This window comes from Pseudomonas sp. NFACC45 (genome assembly GCF_900113505.1).
Taxonomy (GTDB): Bacteria; Pseudomonadota; Gammaproteobacteria; order Pseudomonadales; family Pseudomonadaceae; genus Aquipseudomonas; species Aquipseudomonas tehranensis.
Genome location: NZ_FOPO01000002.1, coordinates 323,493 through 343,984, shown reverse-complemented (window position 1 = coordinate 343,984; position 20,492 = coordinate 323,493). Strand labels below are relative to the sequence as shown.

18 protein-coding genes are annotated in these 20,492 nt (G+C 60.1%); 6 read left to right on the top strand and 12 right to left on the bottom strand.

Annotated elements, in window-relative coordinates:
- Positions 1-167: 167 nt before the first annotated feature.
- The gene (locus BM132_RS04400; RefSeq protein ID WP_092453542.1) at positions 168-641 is read left to right on the top strand and encodes a (2Fe-2S)-binding protein; all 474 of its coding nucleotides are present in this window, start codon (positions 168-170) and stop codon (positions 639-641) included.
- Between the two features lie 12 nt (positions 642-653).
- Complete coding sequence (locus BM132_RS04395) at positions 654-2,894, top strand: xanthine dehydrogenase family protein molybdopterin-binding subunit (RefSeq protein ID WP_092398260.1); 2,241 nt, start codon at positions 654-656, stop codon at positions 2,892-2,894.
- Between the two features lie 50 nt (positions 2,895-2,944).
- Here BM132_RS04395 and BM132_RS04390 read toward each other — a convergent pair whose 3' ends face one another.
- The 4 genes from BM132_RS04390 to BM132_RS04375 all read right to left on the bottom strand — a co-directional run bounded on the left by BM132_RS04390 (position 2,945) and on the right by BM132_RS04375 (position 7,567).
- Positions 2,945-3,853: an AraC family transcriptional regulator gene (locus BM132_RS04390; protein WP_092453540.1), complete on the bottom strand. Its 909-nt coding sequence runs from the start codon at positions 3,851-3,853 to the stop codon at positions 2,945-2,947.
- Positions 3,854-4,102: 249 nt separating this feature from the next.
- The gene (locus tag BM132_RS04385) at positions 4,103-4,849 is read right to left on the bottom strand and encodes a YkgJ family cysteine cluster protein (RefSeq protein WP_092453538.1); all 747 of its coding nucleotides are present in this window, start codon (positions 4,847-4,849) and stop codon (positions 4,103-4,105) included.
- Positions 4,850-5,064: 215 nt separating this feature from the next.
- Positions 5,065-5,904, bottom strand: a complete 840-nt coding sequence (locus BM132_RS04380; RefSeq protein ID WP_092453536.1) for a hypothetical protein — start codon at positions 5,902-5,904, stop codon at positions 5,065-5,067.
- A 151-nt stretch (positions 5,905-6,055) separates the two neighbouring features.
- Positions 6,056-7,567, bottom strand: coding sequence for a methyl-accepting chemotaxis protein (locus BM132_RS04375; protein WP_092453534.1), 1,512 nt, complete (start codon positions 7,565-7,567; stop codon positions 6,056-6,058).
- A 180-nt stretch (positions 7,568-7,747) separates the two neighbouring features.
- On the opposite strand from BM132_RS04375, the gene BM132_RS04370 reads away from it, so the two are divergent.
- Positions 7,748-8,896 (top strand): MalY/PatB family protein, encoded by a 1,149-nt coding sequence (locus BM132_RS04370; protein WP_092453532.1) that lies wholly within the window; start codon positions 7,748-7,750, stop codon positions 8,894-8,896.
- Between the two features lie 189 nt (positions 8,897-9,085).
- On the opposite strand, the gene BM132_RS04365 is transcribed toward BM132_RS04370, so the two are convergent.
- Positions 9,086-9,490 carry a VOC family protein gene (locus tag BM132_RS04365; RefSeq protein ID WP_092453530.1) on the bottom strand — a complete coding sequence of 135 codons (405 nt, stop codon included), beginning with the start codon at positions 9,488-9,490 and terminating at the stop codon, positions 9,086-9,088.
- 154 nt (positions 9,491-9,644) lie between these two features.
- Between BM132_RS04365 and BM132_RS04360 the strand changes: the two genes are divergently transcribed.
- A complete protein-coding gene (locus BM132_RS04360; RefSeq protein WP_092398246.1) occupies positions 9,645-10,502 on the top strand; it encodes an SDR family oxidoreductase in 858 nt (285 codons plus the stop codon).
- Between the two features lie 69 nt (positions 10,503-10,571).
- On the opposite strand, the gene BM132_RS04355 is transcribed toward BM132_RS04360, so the two are convergent.
- Genes BM132_RS04355 through BM132_RS04345 form a run of 3 tightly spaced genes read right to left on the bottom strand, consistent with a single transcriptional unit; the run spans position 10,572 to position 12,053 of the window.
- Entirely contained in the window at positions 10,572-11,018 is a 447-nt protein-coding gene (locus BM132_RS04355; RefSeq protein ID WP_092398244.1) for a DUF421 domain-containing protein, read from the bottom strand.
- A gap of 7 nt (positions 11,019-11,025) precedes the next feature.
- Entirely contained in the window at positions 11,026-11,544 is a 519-nt protein-coding gene (locus BM132_RS04350) for a hypothetical protein (RefSeq protein ID WP_092453527.1), read from the bottom strand.
- Between the two features lie 8 nt (positions 11,545-11,552).
- The gene (locus BM132_RS04345; RefSeq protein ID WP_092398240.1) at positions 11,553-12,053 is read right to left on the bottom strand and encodes a CinA family protein; all 501 of its coding nucleotides are present in this window, start codon (positions 12,051-12,053) and stop codon (positions 11,553-11,555) included.
- Positions 12,054-12,215: 162 nt separating this feature from the next.
- Between BM132_RS04345 and BM132_RS04340 the strand changes: the two genes are divergently transcribed.
- Positions 12,216-12,827, top strand: a complete 612-nt coding sequence (locus BM132_RS04340) for a Yip1 family protein (protein ID WP_092398238.1) — start codon at positions 12,216-12,218, stop codon at positions 12,825-12,827.
- Positions 12,828-12,850: 23 nt separating this feature from the next.
- Here BM132_RS04340 and ligD read toward each other — a convergent pair whose 3' ends face one another.
- From ligD to BM132_RS04320, 4 genes are read right to left on the bottom strand one after another with little or no spacing between them, the layout of a single operon-like run.
- A complete protein-coding gene (gene ligD, locus BM132_RS04335) occupies positions 12,851-15,406 on the bottom strand; it encodes a DNA ligase D (RefSeq protein ID WP_092453525.1) in 2,556 nt (851 codons plus the stop codon).
- Entirely contained in the window at positions 15,403-16,566 is a 1,164-nt protein-coding gene (locus BM132_RS04330) for a carboxylate-amine ligase (RefSeq protein WP_092398234.1), read from the bottom strand. The genes ligD and BM132_RS04330 overlap by 4 nt, the downstream gene beginning before the upstream one ends.
- A complete protein-coding gene (locus tag BM132_RS04325) occupies positions 16,538-17,539 on the bottom strand; it encodes a methyltransferase (protein ID WP_092453523.1) in 1,002 nt (333 codons plus the stop codon). The genes BM132_RS04330 and BM132_RS04325 overlap by 29 nt, the downstream gene beginning before the upstream one ends.
- An 8-nt stretch (positions 17,540-17,547) precedes the next feature.
- Positions 17,548-18,933 (bottom strand): iron-containing redox enzyme family protein, encoded by a 1,386-nt coding sequence (locus BM132_RS04320; protein WP_092453521.1) that lies wholly within the window; start codon positions 18,931-18,933, stop codon positions 17,548-17,550.
- A gap of 219 nt (positions 18,934-19,152) precedes the next feature.
- Here BM132_RS04320 and BM132_RS04315 point away from each other — a divergent pair, with 219 nt between their 5' ends.
- The gene (locus BM132_RS04315; RefSeq protein WP_092453519.1) at positions 19,153-20,490 is read left to right on the top strand and encodes a cation:proton antiporter; all 1,338 of its coding nucleotides are present in this window, start codon (positions 19,153-19,155) and stop codon (positions 20,488-20,490) included.
- Positions 20,491-20,492 lie beyond the last annotated feature (2 nt).

Below are 20,492 nucleotides of genomic sequence, written 5' to 3'. Positions count from 1 at the left end.
GGCCAGGGAGTGGAACTTGCGTGAAACTCTCCTGGCCCTTTATCAGCGCTTGCCCCACGTCGGCTGATTCGCACGATTGGGCAATCATCCGCGCGGATTATGCAATCAGCCCCCTGAATTGCTTCCTATAGTTAACCAGAGCCAAACCTTCCGGAGCTGGAACCGCTATGAGCGCCCTCAACATCAATGGCCGTGAGTATACGGTCGACGTAGACCCAAGCACCCCGATTCTCTGGACCCTGCGCGACACGCTGGGCATGACCGGCACCAAGTTTGGCTGCGGCGCCGCCTTATGCGGCGCCTGCACCGTTCACCTGGATGGTCAGGCCATTCGCTCCTGCGTGACCCCAATCGCCGCCGCCCAAGGCAAGAAGATCACCACCATCGAAGCGGCCACCGATGGCAGTGACCCGGTCGGCACCGTCGTGCATGAAGCTTGGGTCAAACACGACGTGGCGCAGTGCGGCTACTGCCAGAGCGGCCAGATCATGAGCGCGACGGCGTTTCTCAAAGCCCAGCCCAAGGGTAAGCAACCTACGGCGGCCGAAATCGACTCGGCGATGGCCGGCAACATTTGCCGCTGTGGCACTTACGCGCGCATCCGCGTGGCTGTGGCAGATGCCGCCAAGACCCTTGCCTGACCGGAGTTCGCCATGTTGAACGAGATTTTTCCAGACGAAATTCCCCGCGCTTTGCAGCACATGCTTGAGCATGATCAGGCTGACGGCCCCACCACCCTTCCCCGCCGCAGCTTCCTCAAGATTGTCGGCATCGGCGGTCTGGCCCTGGGCGCTTTTCCTCATCTGGCCCTGGCGCAAGAGGCCAACGGCGGGGCCGCAGCGCCACTCAAGCCAAACCAGCAACCGTCGGCATTCGTGCAGATCGCGCCCAACGGCGAAGTCACCGTGACGATCAACCGGTTGGAGTTCGGCCAGGGCGTGCAGACCAGTCTGCCGATGATTCTTGCCGAAGAACTCGATGCCGACTGGAGTCTGGTGCGAGCGCGCAACGGCAACAGTGACGCTGCTTACCAGGATCCGATCTTTGGTGTGCACCTCACCGGCGGCTCCAACTCGATCAAGAACAGCTATACCCAGTACCGCGAACTTGGCGCGCGCGCCCGCGCCATGCTGCTCGCCGCGGCGGCCGCGCGTTGGAACGTCGACGCCAACAGCTTGAGCACCCAGGCCGGTACGGTACTCGGCCCAGCGGGCCGTAAAGCCAGCTACGGCGAATTGGCCGAAGCCGCTATGGCGCTGCCTGTGCCCGAAAAGGTGACGCTCAAGGATCCCAAGGAGTTTCGCATCATTGGGCATGCCACCACGCGCATCGACGCCAAGGCCAAGAGCAGTGGCCAGCAGGACTTCGGCATCGATATGCATCTGCCAGGGCAACTCACAGCCGTGGTTGCTCACCCGCCGGTGTTCGGTGCCAGAATCGCTTCGTTGGATGACAGCGCCGCACGCGCCACCCAGGGCGTGAAAGCTGTGCTGCGCGTGCCGCTGGACGGCGGCGCTGAAGGTGTCGCGGTGCTCGCCGATGGTTACTGGCAGGCGAAGCTCGCACGCGATGCCTTGAAGCTGGAGTGGGACCTGGCGTCCGTCGAAAAGGTGGACAGCGAAAAACAATTGCTCCAGTACCGGGAGCTGGCCGGTCAACCCGGCCCACTGCGCTTCGATGCCGACATGACGCCGCTGGCAACCGCAACGCATCAACTGGAAGCCGAGTTCGTATTCCCCTACCTCGCCCACGCCCCCATGGAACCGTTGAACTGTACGGTGCAGCTCAACGAAGGCCGCGCCGAACTGTGGGTCGGTACGCAGTTTCCCGGCGGCGACAGTGCAGCGGCTGCGAAGGTGCTGAACCTCAAACCCGAGCAAATACAAATGAATGTGCAGACGGCCGGCGGTGGTTTTGGCCGGCGCGGCGTGCCCACAGGCGACTTCGTCGTGTTGGCTTGCGAGGTGGCCAAGGCCGCCCGTGCTGCAGGGCTCAATGCCCCTGTCCGTACACTCTGGAGCCGAGAAGACGACATCAAGGGCGGCTACTACCGCCCCATGCACCTGCACCGTGCGCGCATCGGTTTTGACGAAAGCGGCAAGGTCCTGGCCTGGGATCACGCCTTGGTCGGGCAATCCATTCTCACCGGCACCGTGTTTGGTGGCCGGGTGAAAAACGGCATCGACCCCACCGCCACGGAAGGGATGCGTGATCCTTATCCGCTGCCGATGCGCCTGACGGTCCATCACCCAAACGTCAACGTCCCCATCCTGTGGTGGCGCAGCGTAGGTTCCACCCATACGGCGTTTGTGATGGAAACCTTGATCGATGAGATCGCCCGTACAACGAAGCAGGATCCGGTGGCCTACCGGATGAAACTGTTCGCCGATCAAAGCCCGCGCCATCGCGCTGCGCTGCAATTGGCGGTGGACAAGAGCGAATACGGCAAACGCCCGCTACCGGCTGGGCATGCCTGGGGCGTGGCGGTGCATGAGTCGTTCAGTTCGGTGGTGGCTTACGTGGTGCAAGCTTCGCTAGAGGACGGTCGCCCGGTGCTGCACCAAGTGACTGCGGGTGTGCATTGCAACCTGGTGGTCAACCCGCGCAGTGTCGAGGCTCAGGTGCAAGGTGCCGCGTTGATGGGATTGTCGATGTGCCTGCCCGGAGGCGCCATCACCTTGAAGGACGGCGTCGTGCAGCAGAGTAATTTTGCAGACTTCAGCGTGCCGCGCATCACCGACATGCCGGAGATTGCCGTGCACATCGTGCCAAGCGCCGAACCGCCCACGGGAATGGGCGAGCCAGGCCTGCCGCCGCTGGCTCCGGCCTTTGCCAATGCCATCGCCAGTCTTACGGGCAAGCCGTTGCGGGAATTGCCGTTCAAGATGACGTGACAACAGCGCGATGCACGTCTGGTGGTTGCACCGCCAGACGTGCCGCCCTGTTACAAACGAATACGCTTGATATCCCGTTGCGGCGGTTCGCCAAACAGGCGGCTGTATTCGCGACTAAACTGCGAAGCGCTTTCGTACCCAACCTGCCCCCCTGCACTGCTGGCGTCGACGTTCTGGCTCAGCATCAACTGCCGGGCCGCCTGGAGCCGCAGCTGCTTCTGGTATTGCAGCGGGCTCATTCCTGTCACGGCGCGAAAGTGCTGACGAAAGGTAGAAGGGCTCATGTGCGCTTGTGCCGCCAAATCGTCCATGCGCAATGCCTGACGAAAATTGAGTTTCAACCAGGCGACGGTCTTGGCAATGTGTTGGCTGGGCGAGCCGGCGGTGACCACATGAAGCAACTGTGGGCCGTGGGAACCGCTTAACAGGCGAGCGATGATTTCTTCCTTGATCAGCGGAGCCACAGCCTCCAACAATTGCGGCTCTTTGAGCAGATTCACCAAACGCATCAGGGCATCCAGCACCCCGGCATCCAGGGGTTGCACGGTAATCGGGCGAAACGCACCATCTCTCATGCGCTGGGACAGGTGCATACGCTCGGCCACTTGCATCACCGTGGCGCTTTCAAATCTCAGCATCATGCCCAGAAATGGCTTGGCGGCACTGGCCTGAGAGATATGTGAAATAACCGGTAGATCTACGCTGGTCACCATGGACTGGCCAGGCACATAGGTCAGGATTTCGTCCCCTATCATGGCTTGCTTGCGGCCCTGCAAAGTGACGCCAATGCCCAAGCCATAGATACAGTGCATGGGGGCGGTGACCGCTTGGCGCCGATGCAGGCTCAAGCCAGGAATGTCGGTCACCCGATCGCCTTCGCTGGATAGAATCTGACTGACCGCGACGGCCAGGCGGTTGATATCGCCAGCGGTCTGGTCGTGTTCAGTATTGGGTTGCACCTTCGACTCCTTAAACCATCAGCCCCATCGCTGCCCACGGGCAACCGCGGATGACGTTCGCCGTAACCGCAAACCGTCGTGGGTCAGCATGGCCGCAGTATGGAGGGCCGGCGGCTCGAGTCGCTTGCCTGATCGGCGCAATTTCTTGCACGATTCAACGAGCCATCCGTGACACCCATCACGCATGGCTAGATATAACAAGATGTTTCAGAGGTGCAGTATGCCCAAAGTGATGACTCCAGTTTGAGCCTACAGCCGGTGGAAGATGTAATCGGTTGAGAGTTGATCGTCCAACGCCACCCCTTTTTGATGCAGTTGGTGGCGTAACGCCGGGGCGTCGACCCGCACCTTCCAATCCGGACCTGCCGGCGCAGCTATCCCGCAGTTGTGGCGATCCAAGGCCTCGAGCAACTGCGCTCGGTCAGGCAGATACACGGCCATCGCGTTACCCTTCCACGCCGCAACGTTCAGCCCCATGGCCTCACACAGGGCAATTTTGGCGTGTGCGTCGTCCCTGTCAGCCTGACGGGAGCGTTCGATCTGATCAGCCAGGAGCGGATCAACCACCCTGTCGGTGAACAAGATGTCACCCTCCTCCCAGACTTCAGGAGGGCAAATTTTGTTTCCGGGGTCCAAGGCAATGAAGGGATTGATTTCCATCGGGTAGATTCGACAGACCAGTGGCCGCTCCTCATAGATACCGCAACGGCCGTCGTCGCCGAGATTCCGGCATTGTTCCAACGCGTTGCCCGCCAACACCGCAACGACCCGGATCCTGGCCTCGCCGCTGGTTACCTCCACGGCTCGCTGGGCACTGTGAGTGAACTGATGAGGTTGCGAATCCCACGTCGACTCATCAAACGCCTCCAGTATCACCGCCACCTCATGCCCCCGTTGTAGCCACTGCCTGGTTTCCGCCAGTGTCAGCGGAATCAGACGGCCTTTGCAGCAGATCCCGCAGCCGTTGCAGGCAAACCGGATAGCGTTGTTTTCCATATCAAACACTCGCACACATGTTTTCGACCAGACAGGCCTGCCACGCGCATACATCCGTGACAGGGTCTCAGGGGCGTGAAAGTATGTGGAGCGAAGAACAGATCCGCTTGCCGGATCCGCCGGAATAGTTGCCCGATTCAAGGTGATTTACAGTGGCTGCACTGGGCCGATGTCTCAATGCTCCAGACAGACTCTCCATCGGATACTGCAAACCTTCACTTAGCAGCAAATTTATAGGGAATGAAATTCTCTTTTGAAAGCACCGCAGTAAACTCAAAAGTGTCAAAAAAGCAAAAATTTATAATGTATTTTTCTGGATCATTAGTGTCAGGATCGACGACGGTGAGCACATCATAAAAAAACACCTCTTTATGCTCCCCTTTGGCAGACTGGCGATTCAACATCTGACGGAAGTGCTCACTGAGATTTTTTTCTGCATCAGATGCATCGTCTCTAAGGAAGGTGTGTGGCAATAAAATAACCTTGCCCAACCACGTCCACTTTGCCTCATGGAAAAACAACCCTTTTGCAATACACTCGAAGAAATTATCAAATCGTTGTCGATCATAAACAAATGAGGTCGTTTGTTGTTCTTCACCGTTTGCATCCACAACGGTTTCATCTTTCAGGTCGACACTTAACAAACCCAACAAACCGGTGCCAATTCCTGCCTGCGCCATATCTGAAAAGCTCTTCATCCCAGCGACAGGATCACCCGTATGCTTTTCGATGATATCTAAGATTTTTTTGGCCTGTTGTTTATCCTTAATACAATCACCCAAACGGTTACCTGCATGCCACAACGCCCTCTCGTGAACATCTCTCAGTGGGGCGAGATGCGGCTTATCGTCGAGCTTGGCAGAAGAGAGTAAAATCGCACGAATATACTCATCATCCTTGGACTTTTTTTGGTTATGCAAATCGCAGGATGGAACAGTGATCAACCCGCCTCGTTCGCCCTTGAAAAAGAAGCTTTGCGGAGGCACATGCTCCCACCCCGTAAAGTCCCCCTCGCAGTGATAGCAGTGCACCTGATCGGCTTGGTTTTTGCTCATTCCGTTTACCTCCTTGTCAACTTTTTAACGCCAAAAGCTCCAGGAACAACTCTCCATGTCTGTTGGCACTGCCGATGCAGGGTCAGTACGAAGCTGCCTTGCGTGAAATCCGCCCCTGCAATTGTGTATTCGCCAGCGCGAAGCAAGCCAGTCAAACCGCCCCGCCTTTGCGATGAAACGCCTGCCCCAACACCGCCAATCGTTCCGCCAACGGTGGCAGGCACTGGCTGCTCCGAGTCAAAATGCCAATGTTATCGGCGTTGCGCTCAGCGACTGCCTGGACACTTTGCAAGCGTTCATTGATGCCCTTCGAGGCCTCGGACTGTTCTTGGGTGGTGCTGGCGATCAGGTCGTTGAAGTGGTTGATCGCCGCGATGTCCTCTACCACTGCATGTAGCAGTTGCGAGGCGAGTTGGCTGGCCGATACGCAGCGTTGTACACCTTCCTGGCTGTCTTGCATGGCGAGGGCTGCCTGACGGCTGCCCTGTTGCAGCTTGGCGATGATCTGCTGGATTTCCGTGGTGGACGTCGAGGTCTTTTGCGACAGGGTCCGGACTTCGTCCGCCACTACCGCAAAACCGCGTCCCTGCTCCCCGGCCCGGGCGGCCTCGATGGCGGCGTTGAGGGCCAGCAGGTTGGTTTGTTCGGCGATGCTGTTAATGACATCCAGCACCTGGCCGATCTGTTGCGCCTGCTCGGCCAGGCCTTGCACGGTTTCGTTGGTGAGGTTGAGGCGACCGGCCAACTCGACAATTTCCTCGCGGCTCTGGTCAACCGTGCTGCGCCCGCGGTTGACCTGTTCACTGGCCTGGCCGGCGCGTTGTACCGTCTGGCCGACATGCCCGGCAATGCTGTCCATGGCCTGGACCAGATGGCCAATCGCGCCGCTCATCTGTGCCACTTCATTGAGCTGATGCCTGGCGCCGTGCTCCAGTGTCTGGCCGACCTGAGAAAGATCCTGGCCCAAGTCCGAGAGGTTGCGGGTATCGCGCACCACACCGTCTACCAGGTTGGTGATCTGCTGCAGGAAATGATCGAAACGCTCGGACGAAGAGACTTTGTCCCCCCGGTTGCGCTGGGTCTGGGTGTCACTGCTCAACTGCATGGCGGCGGCCAGCACTTTATCGAGCACATCCTGGTTTTCCGTGGCATCGGCCAAGCTCTGGTTCGCCAGGTAAATCAGGATCACGCTTTCCACCACCACGTAGAAGGCGTGGATGAAAATCATGGTCCAGCCGCCGTGGTTGGCCATGACGAATACCGGATAACCCTGGTGCTGAAGCCAGTGAAAACCGACGTGGTGAATAGCGATAGTGGCGGCGGCCACGATGATCGGCAGCCAGTCACGGTAGAACGTCAGCACCGCCAGCAGGACGAAAATCCCGAAGTGGAACTCGATCACGCCACGGGTCTGGTTGATGTGCAAGGCGGCCATGACCATCAGCGCCACGGCGATGACACAGCGCATGGCCCGGGTGCCGCCCAGACCGCGATAAAGCACGGTGGTCAGCAGGCAGGTCGTCGCCCCTATCAGCAGCGCCTGGCTGAAGGTGGAGTGCAGGAAGGCCAGGCACAGGGAGTAGACAAAAGTGAGCCAGAGTAGCCCCAGCATGATGCGATCAGCTTTACGGTAGTGATCGTTAAAGCGCACGGGCGATGTCATGGGGCTGTCCTTTTCGAGGGTGGAGGATCCGTTACCAATGCCGCTCGCAGGCTTATCGGCGTGTCGGAATGGAACTGTAGCCGATTACCCCTGGTTAGTGGCACTGGGCCACCTACCTTTTTTCATTGATCTTTGCTTTATGATGTTCGCCATCTCATTCCCAGACCTGATGGAACCACCATGACTTTCGATTTCGACACGGTATTGGAGCGCCACGGTACCGGTAGCACCAAGTGGAGTCGCTACCCCGCCGATGTGTTGCCCATGTGGGTGGCTGACATGGACTTCCCTGCTCCGCCGGTGGTCATCGACGCACTGCACAGACGTCTCGAACACCCCATGCTCGGCTACAGCGTGGCCCAGGACTCGCTGCGCGCCGCCATCGTTGCGGACCTTTGGAACAAGTACGCCTGGCGCGTCGAGCCTCAGCAGATCGTCTTCCTGCCGGGTGTCGAACCAGGGTTCAACATGGCGCTGCACGCCTTGGTGGAGCCTGCGCAGAACGTTGTGGTACAGGTGCCCAATTACCCGCCGCTGCGCAATGCTCCCGCTCATTGGCAACTGAACAAGGTGGAACTGCCGTTCAACCCGCTCAACGGCGAATTCCACACGCCCCTGGTCGCGCTGCGTGATGCGTTGCACGGCGGTGGTGCACTGTTGCTGAGCAACCCTCACAACCCGCTGGGTAAAGTGTTTGGCCGGGGAGAACTCAAGGCCGTGGCAGATATCTGCCTGGAGCAGAATGCCTGGATCATCTCTGACGAAATCCATGCCGAACTGTGCTTCGACGGTCGTGTGCACATCCCCACCGCCACCCTCAGCCCTGAGATTGCCGAGCGCACCATTACCCTGATGTCGGCCAGCAAGGCCTACAACATTGCCGGACTGAAAACTTCATTCGCCATCATCCAGAACGCCAAAGTCCGCGAGCGGGTCAACAGCGCCCGGGCCGGCATGGTCGACAGCGTCAACGCCCTGGGCCTTGAAGCGACCCGCGCGGCCTACAGCGACGCTGGCCCGTGGCTGGAAGAATTGAAGACTTACCTGCAAGCCAACCGCGACTACCTGGTCGACGCCGTAAAGACCCGCCTGCCAGGCATCACCATGACCGTGCCCCAGGGGACTTACCTGGCCTGGCTCGATTGCTCGGGATTGGGGCTGGACGACCCGCAGGGCTTCTTCCTGAAAGAAGCCAAGGTCGGCCTGAGCGCCGGACTGGATTTTGGCGACGATGCCGGGCAGTTCGTGCGCTTGAACTTCGGCTGCCCACGGGCGCTGCTGGAGGAAGGGATTGCGCGGATGGAGCGAAGCTTGAAGGCCAGGGGCTGATCACTCCGATTGACTGGAACTCATCTGTGGCGAGGGGATTTATCCCCGCTGGGCTGCGCAGCAGCCCCAATGAAAAGCCCATGAGATTAACCTGACACACCGAGCGATCCGTTTTAGGGCTGCTGCGCAGCCCAACGGGGATAAATCCCCTCGCCACAGATAGGTCCACTCCAGCAACAGGATGCTCAGTTAATCGTACATATCCGGCGCATAAACAAAACACAACTTGTTCCCCTCCGGATCGCGGCAATAGGCCCCGAAATACCCTTCCGAGTACTGGGGACGCGGGCCCGGCGGGCCTTCGTCGGTGCCGCCCAGGGCGATGGCCTGCGCCCAGGCGGCGTGCACGGTGTGCGGTGAATCGGCGGCAAAACTCACTTGCATGCCATTGCCCCAAGTCGCGGGCAAACCATTGAACGGCAATTGCACGAACACCTGGGGCCAACGCTTGCCGGGTTGATGCCAGCCTTCTCCCGGCGGGCCCGAGTCGTTTTCGCTGGGCAGGCGTACCAACCCGAGGCAGCCCAGCACGGCATCATAAAACGCGACCATTGCTGGCAGGTCCCGCGCGCCGATTTGTATGTGACTGAACATATGGCCTGCTCCTTATTCACATTCGCCCCACATTAAGTCGATGTCGATCGCAAGGCACCTCGCGCTCATCGACCGGCCCCGGAATCCGACCGAACTCTGCCTGAAGGCCCACAGTCCACCCTCCATCGACTATACATCCAGCCTGGAGAATGTCATGACTGACTACCCTACCCCGCCGTTTCCAAAACAAAGCCAACCGGTGCCCGGTACTCAACGCAAGATGGACCCGTATCCAGACTGCGGAGAACAGAGCTACACCGGTTCCGGACGCCTGGAAAGCAAGATCGCCTTGATCACGGGCGCCGACAGCGGCATCGGTCGTGCCGTGGCGATTGCCTTCGCCCGCGAGGGCGCGGACGTGGCCATTTCCTACCTGGACGAGCATGAAGACGCCAGGGAGACTGCCCGTTGGGTAGAACAGGCCGGCCGCCAATGCCTGTTGCTGCCCGGCGATCTGGCGGACAAGGCCCAATGCCGCAAGATCGTCGACGAAACCGTCGCCCGTTTCGGGCATATCGACATTCTGGTCAACAACGCGGCGTTCCAGATGACCCACGAAAACCTGGAAGACATCCCCGACGAAGAGTGGGTGCGCACGTTTGATATCAACATCACCTCGATGTTCAGGATCTGCCAGGCCGCCGTCCCGCATATGAAGGCGGGTAGCTCGATCATCAACACCACTTCGGTCAACTCCGACATGCCCAAGCCGACTCTGCTGGCCTACGCCACCACCAAAGGCGCCATCGCCAACTTCACCGGCGGCCTGGCGCAGATGCTCGGGCCCAAGGGCATCCGGGTGAACAGCGTGGCGCCAGGGCCGATCTGGACACCTCTGATTGTCGCCACCATGCCTGAGGAAGAAGTGCAGAACTTCGGCTCCCAGACGCCCCTTGGCCGTCCTGGCCAGCCGGTGGAAGTGGCGCCGATCTATGTACTGCTGGCTTCGGATGAGGCGAGCTACATTTCCGGTTCCCGGTATGGGATTACGGGCGGCAAGCCGATCCTGTGAGTCAAGCAGTGATACGCAGCTGTTATGGCGAGGGGATTTAGCCCTCGCCATAAATCATGTGAAGGGAGATCACGACTCCTTGGCAATCACCGAGATCTTGCCGTTACGCTCGATAATCGCGAACTTGATCTGTTCCAGTGTCTCGATCCCCTGGCTCGACCGTGCCGCTTCCATGATGTCTTCTTCTATGAGTCGGGCATGGCGCATGCGCGCCTTCAGTATTCGCCCATCCTCCACAATAATGGTCGGGCCGCCGTCAATCAGTTGCGAGACCCATTGGGAGCGTTGCTTGAGCAACGACAGACCGACATCGATGGCAATCAGCGTCACGATCACCATCAACGAATTGGTCAGCGAGAAATCGTCCCCCAGCAACGCCTGCTGAGTGGCCTCGCCGATGATCATCAGCAGGACAAAATCAAACGTGGTGATTTCCGCCAGGGAGCGACGCCCAGCGATCTTGAACAGTACCAGCAACGCCCCATAGATCGCGGCAGCCCGCAGCACAGAGTCCATACGTCACCTAGGGAAAAATGAATTGATCGAAACTGACCGTGGCGCCACCGGGCGTGGCAATACGACTGTGATAGAGCCCCAGCCCATCGCCCAGCAGTGACAGGTAAAGGCTGGCCTCTCCCTTGGCATCCGCCTGGACCCAAAGCTTTAGGCCCCGCTGCGCACTCGCCGAGCGCACGGGCTGGGGCTGCAGGGTTTGCACCTCGAAACCCTCCAGCCACTGGCCGACCAGTTCCACCTCCAGCACGGCATTGGGTTGCCCCTTCAGATGGATGACCATGGGGTTGGTAGAACCGTTGCGGTGGAACATTTCGTACTCGACGCCGAGTCGGCCATCACCGCTGTGTACATCTCGAGTGCTCAACGGGCCGCGAGAGAACACCCCAAGCAACGTCAGGATCACCAGCAATACCAACACGTACCAACCCACTCGCTCGAAACGCCAGACCTTGAGCTGGTAGGCCATGTCTTCACGGACCGGGAACTGGCGGCTGCGCAACTCCTCGGATTCAGTGGGATGGGTCATGGGGGCTCCTATCTGCGTTCACCCGCCAGTGCACGTTGATGAAAGTGCCGCAACTGCACAAGGGCATGTTCAGCGGCCCACCGTTGGACCTGGTTGCGACTGCCGAAAAACCTCTCCTGGCGACTGAACAGCGCTCGCTCGCCGCGCATATCGAACGCCCAGGCAAAACAGACGGTACCCGCCGGAATGCCGTCCATGTCGTCCGGCCCGAGAATGCCGGTGGTGGCCACGGCGACGTTGGCATTGGCGTCGCGCAGCGCGCCGAGGGCCATTTCCTCGGCCACCTCACGGCTGGTGAGATTGAAGGTGTCGATGGTGCATGGGTTGACCCCTAGCAATCGTTGCTTCGCCTCTGGGGAATACACCACGTAACCGCTTTCAATCAGCGAGCCGCTGCCCGGCACTTCGGCCAACAGGGTGACGATTTTGCCGGCTGTGCAGGATTCAGCCGTCGTCAGGCGCAACTGGTGTTCACGCAGGTAATCAACCAGGGAGCAAGCAACAGTCATGGCATACAGTCCTTCAGGGATCTGATGGATTGACCCCGGCCGTATTGATTCATTCCCTCGGATCACGCCCCGCGGGCACTCCAAATAAATGAACCCCGGGCCGATCCTGAACCTCAAATCCGTATGGGCCTCACCAGAGGCTGTACTGATCAGGAGGTCGTCATGTCTGCCCCTTTCGTCAAACTGTTCACCCACCCCGAGTTTGCCTGGAAAGACATCCGCGAGCAGGAACAAGCTCACCCGCGCCACTATCTGGCTCACCTGTTGTTGCTCGCCCTGATTCCCGTGGTGTGCCTGTTCATTGGGACCACCTGGACCGGCTGGAGCCTGGCTGAAAACGAAACGGTACGGCTCAGCACGGCCAGCGCCCTTCAACTGAGTGTGCTGCTGTACCTGACCATCGTGGCCGGCGTGATGCTCATGGGGCTGTTCATCCGCTGGATGTCGCGCACCTTCGATGCCCGCCCTACGGTCAACCAGTGCATTGGTTTTGCCGCCTACACCGCCACGCCCTACTTCCTGGCCGGGATCTTCGGGCTCTACCCCAATCGCTGGCTGGCGGTGATCGCGCTGGCAATGGCGTCGGCCTACTCGACCTTTTTGCTGTTTGTTGGCCTGCCCAAGTTCATGAACATCAAGAAGGAACAAGGTCTGTTGTACTCGGCCAGCGTATGGGGCGTAGGGCTGTTGGTGCTGGTGACCATCCTGGTGGAAATGATCCTGCTGTGGTTCAACGTCTTGCAGCCGGAATACCTGCGCGTTCCGGTGAGTTGACAGTCGGGAGGCACCGAACAAGATTACTTCTCGGTCTTTTTCATACCAATGCGTCGGCGCATGTCGGCGGTGATGCTTTGGCGGGTCTTCTTCAGGCCCGCCCACGGCTCGTGACCCACTTGTGCCAAACGCTCATGGACGTTGTGCACGTTCCACAGATTCGCGCCCTTGAGTTCGGCGACTTCCTCGCGAAAGATCGGCACCGACACCGGCAACCCTTCACGGGTTCGCGCGGCATAGGCGCAGATGGTGGTGGCGCCCAGACCGTTACGCAGATAATCGATGAAGATCCGCCCTACCCGGTTCTTTGGCCCTGAGACCGCCGAGAAGCGATCCGGCAATAGCTTGGCCATGTGGCTGACAATCGCATGACTGAAGCCCTTGACCTCGTCCCAACCCAATTTGCGGGTCAAGGGCACGACAATGTGGATCCCCTTGCCGCCGCTGGTCTTGAGAAACGCCTTGAGCCCTAGTTCATCGAGTACCGACAAGGTCAGGTGCGTCGCTTCCACCATGCTTTTCCAAGGCAGGGCCGGATCCGGGTCAAGATCGAGCACAAAGCGATCAGGCTTGTCCAGGTTCACCGAAGTGGCATTCCAAGTGTGCAACTCCACCGTGCTCATTTGCACCGCGCCGATCAACGCTTCGGCATTGTTGATGATCATCACCGGCTGCCCGGTCAATGATTTGTCGAGGCTGGTGAAGCCAGGAATCGCCAGGCGCTCGGCGTTTTTCTGGAAAAACAACTCACCGGCAATGCCATCCGGCGCCCTGACCAGTGCCACGGGGCGATCGGCCAATTCCGGCAGGATGAATTCGGCGACGCTGGCGTAGTACTCGGCCAGTTGCAGCTTGGTCGTGCCGCTGCTGGCGTCGATGACCCGTTCCGGGTGGGTAATACGCACCTTGCCGTCCATGGCCGGCGCCTTTTTCGCGGTCTTTTTCACGGGTTTGGCCAGCTCCTGGGTGATCGCCTTCGCCGGTTTATCGTTGCGCAAACCATGAAACACGGCATGGCGGACCGAGCCTTCCTTGGTCATCTCGGCAAACGCCACCTCAGCCAGCAGCGTCGGCTCCAGCCAATGCACGCCTTTGGCGTCATATCCGGTGGGTGGGTTGACCACCGCAGCCTTTGTTCTTTCCAGGGGCAACAATTGCTGGTGAATGCTGTTGAGCGTTTGCTCATTGAACCCTGTGCCGACCTTGCCGGCATAGCGCAGTTGCCCGCTGTCGGCATCGTGCAGCCCCAGCAGCAAGGCGCCGAAGCTATTGCGGGCGCCCTTGGGCTCACTGAAACCGACGACGACGAACTCCTGGCGATTCTTGCACTTGAGCTTGATCCAATCGTTGCTGCGCCGGGAAACGTAGGCACTGCCCATGCGTTTGCCGATCAATCCTTCCATCTGCATTTGGCAAGCACTGTTGAGCAAGGCTTCAGGGGTTTCTTCGAAGGCATCGGAGAACCGCAATAGCGGATTCTTGTTGCTCGCAAGCACCGCCGCCAACGCGGCCCGCCGCTCTTGCACGGGCACCTCGCGCAGATCCATGCCATTGAGGTAAGGCAGATCGAACAGGTAGTAGGCAATCTTGTTGCTGCTGCCGGCGTCGAAAGCGTTTTGCAGGGCCTGGAAGTCCGGTACGCCTTGGTCGTTGGCCACCACCATTTCGCCGTCCAGCCAGGCTGATTCCAGCCCCAATCCGGCCAGGGCCTCGGCCTGTTTGGGTAGCTTGTGGGTCCAGTCATGGCCGTTGCGGGTGATCAGCCTGACGTCGTCGTTTTCAATGCGGGCCATGACGCGGTAGCCGTCAAACTTGATTTCATAGAGCCATTCGCCGTCAGGCGCGCGTTCTACTAACGTAGCCAGTTGCGGTTTGAGTGACTTGGGCATTGGCCCGGCCACCGCGCCGCTGAGGGTGGTGGTCGAGGTTTTCCTGGACGGTTTTGCCGTGGTGGCTTTTTTCGGTTGCTGCACTGCCTTGACCTGGACGGCAGACTTGCCACGGCGCTTGGGTACAAGGGTACGCTCGCTGAGCACGCTGTCCGGCTCGGCCTGGACCACGTCGTACTCACTTTCGGGGCGTGCCGCTGCGTCCTGGTGCTTGATCAGGAACCACTGCTCCTGCTTGCCGGGCATGTGGGTGCGCACCAGGTTCCACAGGCCGCTGAGTTTTTCCCCTTGCAACTCGAACTTGAGCCGGCCTTTTTCATAGGCCTCGTGGGCATCGCCCTGGGGAATCCACACGCCCCGATCCCAGACAATGACGTCGCCGGCGCCATAGTGACCTTCGGGGATGCTGCCTTCGAAGGTCGCGTAATCGAGCGGATGGTCTTCAACATGCACCGCCAAGCGCTTGACCTTGGGGTCCAGGGACGGCCCCTTGGGCACCGCCCAGCTCTTGAGCGCACCGTCCAGCTCCAGCCGGAAATCATAATGCAGCCGTGAGGCGTCGTGCTTTTGAATACAGAACTGCAAGGCATGAGCGGTTTTCGCCGATTTACGTGAACGCTTGGCCGCCGGTTCCGGGGTGGCGGCGAAGTCACGCATCCGGTTGTAATCCTCCAGGGTCTTGCTGCTCATGGACCACCTGCCACTTGCAACAGCGACGGGTCGGCCACGGGCATCCCAGCGGTTTCGGCCAACAATTGATCGACCACCCTGCTCAAGGCGTGCTCGGTGGAGTCACCCAGCAGCAGCCCTTGTTCGTAGAGCACGATTTGCCGATCGGAACTGGAGCCTTCCTGGACGATACGCCGTGCCTGCTTGAACACATCCTCAACGCCCAGCGCGGCGGCCGTTTCGCCAAAGGTTTGCTCCGCCAGTGTGATCCACTCCCCGATCATCATCGGCTGCTCCTGCCCCTCTAGGATGAACTCGGCCAGGGTTCCATGACGCTTGGCCCGCCAGCGATTCTCCTTGAGGATCCAGTGGGAGGTCAGGCTGAAGTGCGCACCGGGTGCAGGTTGTGCAATGGCATGAGCCACCATCAGGCGAAACAGCGAGGCCAGGCACAGGACATCTTCAACGCGCGGACAGGCATCGCAGATTCGCAGCTCCAGCGTGGGATAACGCGACGAAGGCCGCATCACCCACCAGCAATCGCTGGGCTGGCGAATGGATCCGGTGCGCATGAGCATGTCTACGTAGCCGGCAAACGCCGATTCGTCCTCGAAGAACTCCGGCACGCCCATGCGCGGCCATTCATCGCAAGCGACCTGACGGTAGCTGCTGAACCCGCTGTAGGCGCCGTTCCAGAAGGGCGACGAAGCACTCAGGGCCAGGAACATCGGCAGCCAGGGCAGCACCTCGTTCATGACCCGGACACGGTCCTTATTGGCCGGCACCTCTACGTGCACATGCAGGCCCGAGACCACGCTACGGCGGGCCACCCGCTGGTAATCGTCGAACAGTTGCTGAAAGTGCAGTTCGTCGGTGGGCTGCAGACCCTGGGTCGCCATGGGATGAGATCCTGCGCTGAGCAGGCCCAGGCCATGGGCGGCCAGGCACTGGGTCAGGCCTGTGCGCACCCGGGACAGATAATCGGCCGCCTCGGCCAGGTTGCGAAAAATAGGCGACGCCATCTCGATCTGACACTGGAACATTTCATGGGCGAAATGCTTGCCCAGTAGCGCCTGGCACGCCGCGACAACCTCTGTCGAGGGTTGATCCGGCATGCAACGGGTTTGCAGATCGGTGATGAAATACTCCTCTTCAATGCCGAACTTCAGTCGCCTGTTCATCGATAGTCCCTCCGATACCCGCGCCGATGCGGGTTACAACCAACGCCACCACGGCGATCCTTTCTACATCCTGGTAACCCGGGGTGAGCAGTTCTTCACCAAACACGTCCGGGTCCAATTCCTTGTAGGTCCAGCCGAAATCCGGCGAGTCGCGCCAAGGCTCAAGCGCCTCGAGAAACGGATCACGACCATCGACCATCGCCACACCGGTGTAGAGCACCAGCGAGCCACCGGGCGTCAGCCGTGGCAGGGCCTGTTCGACGATGCGCAGCGACAGCCCGGCGCCCAGTGCGCCACCGCCATGGCGGTAGGCCCGTTCACTGGGGTCGGCCATGTACGGCGGATTGGCGACGATCAGGTCGAAGTCGCCCTCCACATCCTGGAGCACATCGCTGCGGGCGATCTCGATGTTGGACACCTCGGCCAGCGCTGCGTTGACCGCGCTCAGGCGCAGGGCCATTGGATTGATGTCCACCGCCAGCACCTGTGCCTCGCGCCGGGCGCGAGCAATGACCAGCGCCCCGACACCGGCGCCACAGCCGATGTCCACGGCCCGATGTATTGCCGTGAAGTTCTGTTGCAGATAAGTATGGATCAGCTGGGCGAAACGATAGCTGTCGGGACCGAAAAACACCGCGTCGTTGGCTTGGGTGGGAAATTGCGAATGAGCGAACAACAGGCCGTCAAGGCTCGACCAGCGCACCCGGCTATGCAGCAGGCCGTCGCGCTCCTCCAGCACCTCGGCTTGCTGCAATTGACGCTGCTCATCGGCGCTGATCAGCCCCGGGGCAAATGGGCGCGACCAGCCGAACACATCCCTCAGGGTCCTGGAGCGCTCATTACCAGGCCGTTGGTTGACGCGTTCGTGGGTCAGAGGTGTCGGGGTAATGAAGCGATAGCCGTCGGCTTGCAGGCGTCGGCCCAATTGCAACAGCGCCAGGTCGGTTTCTGATAGGCGTTCTTCCTGATTCATGCGGGCTCCTAGCGCAGCGCGGATTTGAGTTCGATGAAACGACGAGTCGCCAGCAGGCCGGCCGGATGGCTGTGGCAGCGTGCCGAAAGCCACGGCATCAGGGTCTGCATCTGCGCATCGGGCGCCTGGCCGCGCAGGGTCTGTTGCAGGCTCTGTACATCGGGATCCTCGGTCGGCGTCGGTGGTTCGCACGCGGCGCATTGGGTGCGGCGTGGGGCCTTTCGGGCGCCCCCTTTCAGCCAGTCACCGGCGATCCAGTCGTGCAGCAACTGTTTTTCATAGGGGCTGAACACCCCGAACATGGCCGCGCCCGCCCCTTCGATCAGGGTCCAGAACCGGCTGTTCTGCGGATCTTCATGACGTTTTATCCAGCCCTTGTTTTGCATCGCCGTCAGGAAACCCTCCAGCTGTCCAGGTGCTGCCAGCCATTGATTGACGGTCTTGCCTTCGAACTTGCAGTAATCGGAATGCATGTGCTGGCCGAACGGGCGTTTGCGTTCGAGCATCTCCAGCACTTCGCGATACAGGTCGAATGACTCGATGATGGTTCGGCTACCTTGGCCCAGGTCATTGAGGCGATAACCCAGGGTGACCCGGCGCCAGAAGGCTTCGCGATCCGCTTCCATCGGCAGCAGTTGCAGCAGCGACTGGATGGCCTTGCGGGCATGACCGGTGCTCGCGTTGTCGATCGTGACGTGGAGAGTGAAGTAGTAAGGGTCGATGTCCAGCTCAGTCAGCTCATAAGCGCTGATCAACAGGTGCAAGGGCAATTGTTCGTAACCCAGGTTGTAACCGATCACTTCAGGCAGGTATTCATCGCCGGCATAGCCCAGGGCCAATTGCACGGCACCTTGCAGGTAGCGCTCGTCTTCAATGTCGGGCGCGTCCGACAGGTCGTGTTCGGCGAGCAGCTTGCGATAGATCACCACATGGTTTTGCGAAGGATTGCCGTCCCCCAGCTCTTCCAGATAGGTGCACAGCAGCCCTTCGAAACGATGGTCGTGCCAATGCTTGAGCACGCCATACAACCACGCGCCATCCACCCGTTTGGTCGGCGCAACCGCCTGCAGGAAATACAAGGCGTGGGCCTTGCAAGTGAAAAACTCTCGCGGACCGGCGTTCTTGCGCCGCTCCAGATACTCGGCGTACTGGCGGGCCACACCGGCGCTGTGTTGCTCGACCCAGGCTTGCAGGGCCGCAGGGTCGCCGGGCATTTCCAGGGGCAGCGTCGAGGCCTGCCCTAGGCATTGCTGGAGGAAGGCCTGGGCGACGGCCTGCTTGTCAGCATCGTCGGGGCCATGGAGCAGCCGTTCATAGCATTGGCGCACGTTCCCGGCATCCATGAATGAATGCACGGTGGCAGGCCGGGATTGGAGGGGTGTCAGCGCAGTCATAAGGGCCTCTTGGGTTCTCGGCAGGACGCTGAATCAACACGTCTCTCCTTTTGCAGAGCGCCGGGAATGACGAAAAATTCCCTTGGGGTGAAATGCTGCCGGACAAACGGGAGCGTACCGCTTCGATGGGAACCCCTGCTTCGCTGCGGCGCTCGAATCACTGACAGGAGCCGAACATTGGCTCCCCTGTTTGACCTGTCCGCTATCCAAGGAGCAGCAATGATTTTTACGGTATGGGTAGCGGTGCTCGGCGCCGTATTGCTGACCTTGGCCCTAACGTCCTCCTACCTGCGCTGGATGCCGGTGACCACCTCGGCAATCTGCCTGGGTTTGGGCGTCGCCATCGGGCCGGCGGGCCTGGAGCTGTTGAGGCTGGACATTGCCGACTCCTCGGCCTGGATGGAACACCTCACGGAAGTCGCGGTGGTGTTTTCGTTGTTCGTCAGCGGCCTCAAGTTACGCTTGCCCCTCAGGGACCGAAGTTGGCGCGTGGCTTATACCCTGGCCGGGCCGGTGATGATCCTGACCATCGCGGGCCTGAGCCTGATACTGCATTACCTGTTCGGCCTCGGTTGGGGCGTGTCGGTGTTGATCGGGGCAATCCTGGCGCCGACTGACCCGGTGCTTGCCGCGCTGGTGCAGGTCAACGATGCCCGGGATGACGACCAGGTGCGGTTTGGCCTGTCGGGGGAAGCCGGTTTGAACGACGGCACGGCCTTCCCCTTTGTGATTCTGGGTTTGTTGTTGCTGGGCGAGGACGGCCTTGGTTTTCTCGGCGACTGGATGCTGCAGGATGTGCTGTGGGCGGTGCCGGTCGGTTTGCTCACCGGTTACTGGATGGGGCGTGGTATCGGCTGGTTAACCCTGTCGATGCGCATCAAGAACGCCGACAGCACGCTCTCGCCCAACGATTACCTGGCCCTGGCACTGATTGCCCTGGCTTATGTCGTGGCCGAAGCCCTCCAGGGTTATGGCTTTCTTTCGGTGTTCGCCGCCGGCCTGGGCCTGCGCCAGGCCGAGGTGCAATCGACGGATGAACACTCACTTCCGGCCGAACACCTGGTGCAACCGGTCGTGGGGCACGAAGCGGTCACCCCCCGGGACGCGGTCCGGGGTGACGCCGAGACTCTGGAAGAGGGTCAGGTGGCCGCCGGGGTCATGATGAGCGACATGCTCGCCTTCGGCAGTCTGGTGGAGCGTTCCATGGAAGTGTTTTTGGTGACGCTGTTGGGCGTGGTGCTTGCCACTCATTGGGACTGGCGGGCGCTGGTCATCGGCGGCCTGCTGTTTGCCGTGATTCGCCCGTTGAGCTTGTTGGTGTTGCCATGGGGCCGGCTGCTGGACAGGCCGCAACGGCTGCTGATCGGCTGGTTCGGCATACGCGGCATCGGCAGTCTGTTTTATCTGTTCTATGCCGTGAACCATGATTTGCAGCCAGAGCTGGTCCGGCTGTGCATCGATATCACGCTGTCAGTGGTGGCCCTGAGCATTCTGGTTCATGGCCTGAGCACCCAACCCATACTGGCCTGGTATGAGCGCCACAAAAAATCGAACTGAGC